Origin of the sequence: Streptomyces alkaliphilus, assembly GCF_014141535.1 — a bacterium.
In the GTDB taxonomy this organism is placed as follows: Bacteria; Actinomycetota; Actinomycetes; order Streptomycetales; family Streptomycetaceae; genus Streptomyces; species Streptomyces alkaliphilus.
The window spans coordinates 1-1431 of sequence record NZ_VKHT01001158.1; the positions used below are offsets into that span (position 1 = coordinate 1).

At 71.5% G+C, this 1431-nt stretch carries 1 protein-coding gene; it reads right to left on the minus strand.

The genetic code is table 11. The features are described from left to right. Positions 1-1431, minus strand: a 1431-nt coding sequence (locus FNQ90_RS23095; protein WP_182608121.1) for an acetoacetate--CoA ligase, incomplete at both ends; no start/stop codon positions are given.

Genomic DNA, 1431 nt, shown 5'->3' on the forward strand with positions numbered 1-1431 from the left:
GGGATGATCTCGTCGGGGACGTGGCGGGGGGAGAGCTCCGAACGCAGGTCGGCGCGGATGCGCTCGTGAAGTTCCCCGCCCGGGGCCAGCTCGGTCGGGGCCACACCCTCCGCGGGGTGGACGAACAGCGGCATCCAGTAGCCGCCACCCGGCTCCTCCACCCCCACGATCAGGCTCTCCCGCACGCCGGGCAGCCGCTCCACCACCTCGTGGATGTCGGCGGAGCCCATCCGCACCCCCTGACGGTTGAGGGTGGAGTCCGAACGGCCGTGGATGATCACCCCACCATCGGGCGTGACGGTGATCCAGTCCCCGTGCCGCCACTCGCCGGGATGACCGGTGAAGTAGCTCTCCCGGTAACGGGAGCCGTCCGGATCGTTCCAGAAGGCGATCGGCATGGAGGGCATCGGCAGGGCCACCATCAGCTCGCCCACCTCTCCGATCACCTCACGACCGTCGGCGTCCCGGGCCCGCAGGTCGGTCCCCAGACACACCGCCTGCAACTCGCCGACCCGTACGGGCAGGGTGGGCACCGCGCCGACGAAGCAACTGCACACGTCCGTCCCACCGCTGACCGAGGCGATCCACCGGTCCCCCAGTTCCCGGTGCAGCCAGCGGAAGCCGTCGGGGGGCAGGGGGGAACCGGTGGTGGCCACGCACCGCAGGCGATCCAGACGCCCCTCCTCCCCCGGATGGACGCCGGCCTTGACACAGGCCATGACGTACGCGGCGGACGTGCCGTAGAGCGCGGCGTCGGCCTCGGCGGCGACCCTCCACTGGACATCGGGACGGGGGTGGGCCGGCGCCCCGTCGTGCAACACCGGAACAGCTCCCACCAGCAGGGCGGAGATGAGGAAATTCCACATCATCCAGCCGGTGGAGGTGTACCAGTACATCCGGTCGCCGGGGCGCAGGTCGCAGTGGAGGGAGAGCTGTTTGAGGTGTTCCAGCAGGATGCCGCCGTGGGACTGGACCAGCGCCTTGGGCAGCCCGGTGGTGCCGGAGGAGTACAGGATCCACAACGGGTGGTCGAAGGGCAGGACGGCGAATTCCGGCTCCGCCGGGGCGGCGACCAGATCCGCCCACCCCGTGGCGCCCTCCGGGGTCTCGGTGCCCAGGAGGGAGACGTGAACCGTCATCCGCAGCGTCGGGAGCTCCCGGCGCAACCCGGCCACGGTGTCGGTCCGGTCGATGGTTCGACCGGACCACCGGTAACCGTCGGCGGCGAAGAGCACCACCGGCTCCACCTGGCGGAAGCGGTCCAGGACGGCACGGGGACCGAAGTCGGGTGAGCAGGAGGTCCACACGGCACCGACGGCGGCCGAGGCCAGAAAGGCGATCAGGGCCTCGGGAACGTTTGGCAGGTAGCCGCACACCCGGTCACCGGGCCGCACGCCCGCCCCGCGCAGCGCGGCGGCCACCGCTCCCACC